Origin of the sequence: Desulfosarcina sp., from assembly GCF_033791525.1 — a bacterium.
Lineage (GTDB): Bacteria > Desulfobacterota > Desulfobacteria > Desulfobacterales > Desulfosarcinaceae > Desulfosarcina.
Genome location: NZ_JASJGN010000241.1, coordinates 1 through 6316, shown reverse-complemented (window position 1 = coordinate 6316; position 6316 = coordinate 1). Strand labels below are relative to the sequence as shown.

6 protein-coding genes are annotated in these 6316 nt (G+C 54.7%); 1 reads left to right on the top strand and 5 read right to left on the bottom strand.

The window, feature by feature from the left end:
* Nucleotides 1-103 precede the first annotated feature (103 nt).
* The 4 genes from QNK41_RS12105 to QNK41_RS12090 all read right to left on the bottom strand — a co-directional run bounded on the left by QNK41_RS12105 (nucleotide 104) and on the right by QNK41_RS12090 (nucleotide 3526).
* Nucleotides 104-652 (bottom strand): GNAT family N-acetyltransferase, encoded by a 549-nt coding sequence (locus QNK41_RS12105; RefSeq protein WP_319257199.1) that lies wholly within the window; start codon nucleotides 650-652, stop codon nucleotides 104-106.
* Nucleotides 653-655: 3 nt separating this feature from the next.
* Nucleotides 656-1453, bottom strand: a complete 798-nt coding sequence (locus QNK41_RS12100; RefSeq protein ID WP_319257197.1) for an ABC transporter ATP-binding protein — start codon at nucleotides 1451-1453, stop codon at nucleotides 656-658.
* On the bottom strand, nucleotides 1450-2346 hold the full coding sequence (locus tag QNK41_RS12095; protein WP_319257195.1) for an ABC transporter permease subunit: 897 nt from the start codon (nucleotides 2344-2346) through the stop codon (nucleotides 1450-1452). Before QNK41_RS12095 ends, QNK41_RS12100 begins: the two co-directional genes overlap by 4 nt.
* Before the next feature lie 190 nt (nucleotides 2347-2536).
* Entirely contained in the window at nucleotides 2537-3526 is a 990-nt protein-coding gene (locus tag QNK41_RS12090) for an ABC transporter substrate-binding protein (protein WP_319257193.1), read from the bottom strand.
* A gap of 450 nt (nucleotides 3527-3976) precedes the next feature.
* Here QNK41_RS12090 and QNK41_RS12085 point away from each other — a divergent pair, with 450 nt between their 5' ends.
* Complete coding sequence (locus tag QNK41_RS12085) at nucleotides 3977-4264, top strand: Trp family transcriptional regulator (protein ID WP_319257191.1); 288 nt, start codon at nucleotides 3977-3979, stop codon at nucleotides 4262-4264.
* Nucleotides 4265-4478: 214 nt separating this feature from the next.
* On the opposite strand, the gene QNK41_RS12080 is transcribed toward QNK41_RS12085, so the two are convergent.
* Nucleotides 4479-6113, bottom strand: a complete 1635-nt coding sequence (locus QNK41_RS12080) for an alkaline phosphatase (RefSeq protein ID WP_319257189.1) — start codon at nucleotides 6111-6113, stop codon at nucleotides 4479-4481.
* Between the last annotated feature and the right edge of the window lie 203 nt (nucleotides 6114-6316).

Genomic DNA, 6316 nt, shown 5'->3' with positions numbered 1-6316 from the left:
TTAACAAATACGGTCAGCATGGCGCTCTCCTGGTGAAGCGTTTGCTATACATATGACCATTTACAGACCTTTTTTCAGCTCGTGAGATAAGAGCGGGCCATCGTTAAACCAAAAACGATGAGGCATAATCCGCCGCTTCCATCAGATAAGAGGGATGCTGCAGCCCGGTGGGTTCATAGTACTCATCGTGCGTATAGCGAAAGCCCAGTTTTATGAGAAGGAGACGTGAGGCTTCATTCTTCGGATGATGCCCGGCAAACAGCCCACCCAATTTGAGATCGGCAAACGCGTACCTGATGATTGCACGAGCTGCTTCAGTCGCGTATCCTTTACGCCAGAGGTCTGAACGCAAATGAAAGCCGATTTCGAAAATATTATTCGGACTATCGTACGGCCGCAGACCGCAGACCCCGATATGATCGTCGTTTTTCAACAAAAAAACAGGCCAGTACTGTACCCCCCATTCTCGTTCAACGGCAATCTCTTTAACAAACCGATCGGCTATCTGTTCCCTGGATAATTTGCCTCGAGCATCGATTCGTTTGGTGACCTCGATGTCGCTCCAAAGGCCGACCGCCAGATCAAGATCATTTTCAGCCCACTTACGAAAGCCAATCCGTTCGGTTTTTAAAAAATAGGAGTTTGGATTCATCGGTCATCCCGCCGAGAGCAGCACCTCGTCGTTCTCAAAGGCTTGGCGGCGGACGTTGGAAAACATCTCCAGCAGCTTTGGCACGGTGAGCTTGGCTTTGTCCGCACCGGAGACGTCGATGATTATTTCACCGGCATCCATCATGAGCAACCGGCTTCCGTAGGCGATGGCATGGTTCATGTTGTGAGTGATCATCATGGTGGTCAGGCGGTGCTCGGTGATGAACCGGGTGGTCAGGTCCATCACGATGGCCGCGTTGCTCGGATCCAGGGCAGCGGTGTGTTCGTCCAGCAGCGCAATATCCGGATTGGAGAGCACCATCATCAGCAGGGTCAATGCCTGGCGCTGGCCGCCGGACAGGGTGTTGATGTTCTCTTTCATCCGCGATTCCAGTCCCATCTTCAACTTCACCAGATGGCTTTTGAAATAAGCCCGCATTTTACGGTTGAGGCTGATGACCGGCCACTTGAAGCCCTTTTTGCAGGTGATCATCATATTGTCCTCCAGGGTCATGTTGGAGGCGGTGCCCGCAAGCGGATCCTGGAAAATCCGGCCCATGGTGATGGCCCGCTTGTACTCCGGGTGATTGGTGACATCCACCCCCTTGACCCAGACGCTGCCGGATGTGGGCAGCAGGTTGCCGGAAATCAGGTTGAAAAGGGTGGTCTTGCCTGCGCCGTTGCTGCCGATGATGGTGACGAATTCACCGGCACCCACGGTCAGGTTTAGATCCCGGATCACCGCTTTGGCGTTGGGGGTGCCCGCGTGGAAGGTGCAGTTGAGGTCCTGGAAGCGGATCATGCGGCGGTTCCTGCCTTCCCACGAATGCGGCGGTAGTTGGTCACGGCCAGGGAGGCGATGATCAGGATGCCCGCAATCAGCTTGAGGTCGTTGGGGGTCATGTTGATATAGTAGCCGTAAAAGCGGCCCAGGTACATGATGGCCTTGAACATAATCGCGCCCAGGATCACCCGCAGGGTAAGCATGCCGATGCGGTTGGACTTGATGATGAACTCGCCAAGCATCACCGAAGCCAGTCCGGACACCACGATCCCCTGCCCCAGGTTCACGTCGGCAAAACCCTGGTACTGGGCGGCGAAGGCACCGGACAGGGCCACCAGCCCGTTGGAAAGGCCCACACCGATGAGCTTGAGGGTTGCCGGATTCACCCCCTGGACCCTGACCATCTGTTCGTTGTTGCCCAGGGCACCGAACACGAGCCCCAAGTCCGTATGAAAGAACATGTCCAGGGCAAACTTGATGGCCAGGACGACCAGGGCGAAAAAAATCAGCGATGCCCAATCAGCCGGAATCAGGCCCTGGGTAGCCGCGGTGACGTGGGTGATGATCGTATCCACACGCAGAAGGGGCAGGTTGGCCCGGTTGCCCAGGATGCGTATGTTCACCGAATAGAGCATGGTCATGGTGAGAATGCCGGCCAGCAGGTGGGGTACCTTGAGCCGACTATGGATGGCCGCGGTGACGAAGCCGGCCAGGACACCTCCGGAAAAGGCCAAGAGCAGTCCCGCCAGCGGATGCATCCCAGCGGTCAGCGAGGTGGCCATAACCACCGCGCCCATGGGGAAGCTGCCGTCCACGGTCAGATCCGGGAAGTCGAGAATACGGAAAGTGAAAAACACTCCCAGGGCCATGATGGCGTAAATCAACCCTTCGACAAAAATTCCTTCAAGCATGATGGATCTGTCTTTTCATCGTGGCACAAAAGGCGGAAAGCCGAACCACCCCGGCTTTCCGCCTTCTGCTGTGAACATCAAAGCATTGGCTTTGGGCAACCATGCCTGCAATGCATCTTACCAGTGCTGGTTCAGAAATGGCAGACTGTGGTGCAAATCTGGACCGCAACATGCCGATTCTGGATGGGAACTATTGTTTGATCAGCTTGCCGTCCTCGAAGATGGTATTGGCCTTAGCGATGATATCTTCCGGGAAGGTCAACCCCAGTTCGTCGGCCACATCCAGGTTGATGAACAGGTCCACGTCCGACGCATCGGTCATGTAAATGGTGGGGATGGTGTCGGGTTTTTCCCCCTTGAGGATGCGGATCACCAGGCGGCCGGTGGCCTTGCCCATCTTGAAGTAGTCGAACCCCCAGGCGGCCAGCACCGGGGTCATTTCGGCGCTGCTGGGATCGGCCGACATGACCGGAATGTTGTACTTTTTGGCCACGCTGCTCACGGCGGCCAGGGCCGACACCACGGTGTTGTCGTTGGAGATGTAGATGCCGTCCACCCTGCCGGCGATGGCCTGAACGGCCTGCTTCACCTCGGCGGAATTGGATACGGTGGTTTCAACAAACTTGATGCCCATCTCCTTGCACACCTGCCGGGCGATGGCGGCCAGGCTGACTGCATTGGCCTCGCTGCTGGCGTAGACGTGCCCAAGGGTTTTGATGGGTTTGATGCGATTGAGCAGTTCGATCTGCGCTCTCACCGGGGTCATGTCGGAAATTCCGGTCACATTTTTCTCGCCTTTCTCCGTTGACCCGATCAATCCTGCAGCCACCGGATCGGTGACCGCACTGAAAATCACCGGACGATCCTTGAGTGTATTAACCAGAGCCTGGGCCGTCGGCGTGGCGATACCGACAGCCAGTGTCACATTCTCTGACTTGAACTTCTGGGCGATGGATGAGGCGGTCGACATTTCACCGTTGGCATTCTGCAGGTCGAACCGTGCATCGGGATACTGGGCCTTCACCACTTCCTGGATTCCCTTTTCAACGGCATCAAGGGCTGGGTGGGCAACGATTTTGGATATACCGATGAGGATCGGGTCAGACGCAGCAGCCGGTGCAGCAGACATCATTACAGAGATCGCGAACAAGACGGTCAAGGCACAGCAAAGCTTTTTCATGAACTTTTTCCTTTCCTTTCCACAGGATTTTTCCTATGTTCTGTCATACAGAAACGCTTACGACCGCCTCTTAAGTATATAGGAGGGCGGCCAAAATCAAGCTCTTTTTCCCCTGCGGTCACGGCAAGGACTCATTGCGCAACCCAAGTTGAGCGGTTGTTGAGCCTGCCGCAGAACCAAGGAAGCTGGCATTCCGCTATAGTGGACGATGCGGGATTTCGGCTGACGCCGGTTATGCGGTGATCCGCCTGAGGCGGATAAAGATCGGCAATCCCAACGGGTTTCAAATTTTTAAGATCGGTAAACCGCAAAAGCAAAGCATACAGACCAATTATGGTATCTGTAAAAAATTGAAACGCTCAGTTTGGGTGCAATTATTCCTTGCCGAGACGCTTGAATAAAACACGAATGAACCCGGCGGCATCCTACCGAAGCAAAAGGGCCATCTTCATGAAAACTGTCACCCGGGAACTGATTGACCTCTTCGCCCAGACCGAGGACCGCAAAGAAATGGAAGTGCTGTTCCAGGAGATTTTCACGCCTAGCGAGATCGATACGCTCACCCTCCGCTGGCAGTTGCTCAAAGACCTCTACGAAGGCAAGACCCAGCGCAAAATAGCCGCCGAGCACAAAATCAGCCTGTGTAAAATCACTCGGGGCTCCAAGCTGCTCAAAGCCAAAGGAAGCTACCTGAAAAAGGTGCTGGACGACCTGTACGGCAACAGGAAAAACAATTGATCGGCGCTTGAAAAAGGTGGTTCAGCGTTCGTCCAACCAGGAGATAACGGGGGGCCTGCGCAGAGGCAGCCGTTGGTAGATAACCCCACGGTGGATGCAGCGGCACAAATGCCGTCCCGATTGCAGGTCTTCTCGTCTACGGTCAACAACGTCATTTTTCGCCTTTGCAATAGAATCTTCGTTTCAATAGCATCTGTGAAACGGCTTCCCGGAATTACTGGTTCAGGATGGCTTCAATGGCGTAGCGGCCCAATTGCGTGTGGTGCAGCACATTGCCGAACGGCGCCATCGCCCCAGGTGAGCCCTTGGCGAAAACGAGCACAGGCGTAGCGGTGTGTGTGCCTGTATTCCAGACCACCATTTGGTCAGCCGCCACTTCCCTTGCCAGCAGATTCTGACGGTTGTCATCGGTCTGATAAACGAAAAAGGCGCCGGTTGAACCCATTTTGGGCACCATCTTGGCCCCCAACGTACTGTGCCCCTCCATGTAAAACGGATTCTCTTCGATTGCCAGGATGGTGGCGGCCTGCGCTTCACTGATGGCGAATTCCGTATATTGATTGACAAGTTCCGCCAGTTTGGCCGGTGTCTGTTGATCCTTGGGCAGGTTGTCGAATCTACCCCGAAAGATTTCGCGATAGCTTATTTTCTGGTTGTAAATCTTATCCAGAACCTCAGGATGGCCAAAGTTATAGTTGGGTTTGAATTCGCTTGTGTTAAACAGGGACCCGGGCAGCCGCCGGCCCTGAGGAAGGTCGCTGGCACTATAGCTGATCCCGAATCCGCCGGTGGTATGGTCAGCCGTCACGATGATGAGGGTGTCATCTCGATTGCTGGCCCAGTCCAAGACATAGTCGACGGTCTCGTTGAGCATCAACAGTTCATGGAGCATCGATCCAGTATCGTTATTGTGAGCGGCCCAGTCGATCTGGCCAGCCTCGATCATAAGGAAAAAACCCTTGTCGTTTTCCGAAAGTACCTGCAGCGCCTTGGCGGACATCTCTTTCAATGTAGGAATGGTGCGGTTGAGGTCATCCTGGCTATGGGTCACCGTGATGCCATCCGGCATGGCCGAGTAGGCGAAAAGGCCCAGCAATTTGCCTTGCGCCGTTTCCATCTGGGATCGGTTAAAAGCCAATGAATAGCCCTTTGCGCGAGCCTCGAAAAGTAAATTGCGACTGTCCTTGCGTTTGGATTTAATTTTAACGGAACCCTGAGTGATCTGCTCTAACTCTTTGCGTACAGCAGAGTTCTCATCATTGGCTTTTTGGGGAATCCAATGACGCAATCCCCCCGAGAGCATAACATCCGGTCCGGCATTCAACATGTCAACGGCAATCGCGTTTTCCAGGTTCCGATGGGGCTGATGGGCGGCAAAGGAGGCCGGTGTCGCATGGGTCAGACGCGTATCGGAAACCAGCCCGGTGGATTTTCCCGTTTTGATCGCTTTTTCGAGGATCGTTTCCACCGCATTGCCGTTCTGGTCCGATCCGATCATTTCGGATCCGGCAAACTGGCCGGTTGCCAGTTGTGTACCAGCCGCAGCCGAATCCGTAACCAGAGCACCGCTGGGGTAGGTCAGCGAAATCCCCATCACGCCCCCCTCATCCATAATTCGGTCAAAGGCCGTTCTTCTATCCTTGATCACCGAGTTGGGTGCCTGCCTGGCGTATGAAAGCAGCAGCCCGACCTGTTCCGGCCCCATACCATCGGCGATAATCAAAACGACATTTTTCGTCTGCGCCTTTGGGTCAGTATCGGCCGCAGGTCCCTGTAGCCGGGCGCAGCCGCTTGCGACCATGAAGATAATCAACGTTAGTCCTGCAATCTGATATACGCGCCCTCTCATCCTATGCCCCTTTTGTGCTTTCGCCGGTATGACCAAAAACGAAATGATCGACTGCTTCCCATTTCACTCGGATCTCCCGGTCGACTTTTTTATTTCCTCATCCCGCAGCACGCGACGCAGCACCTTGCCCACGTTCGATACCGGAATGGCATCGCGAAATTCAACGGTCTTGGGCCTTTTGTAGCCGGCCATGTTGGCTTTGC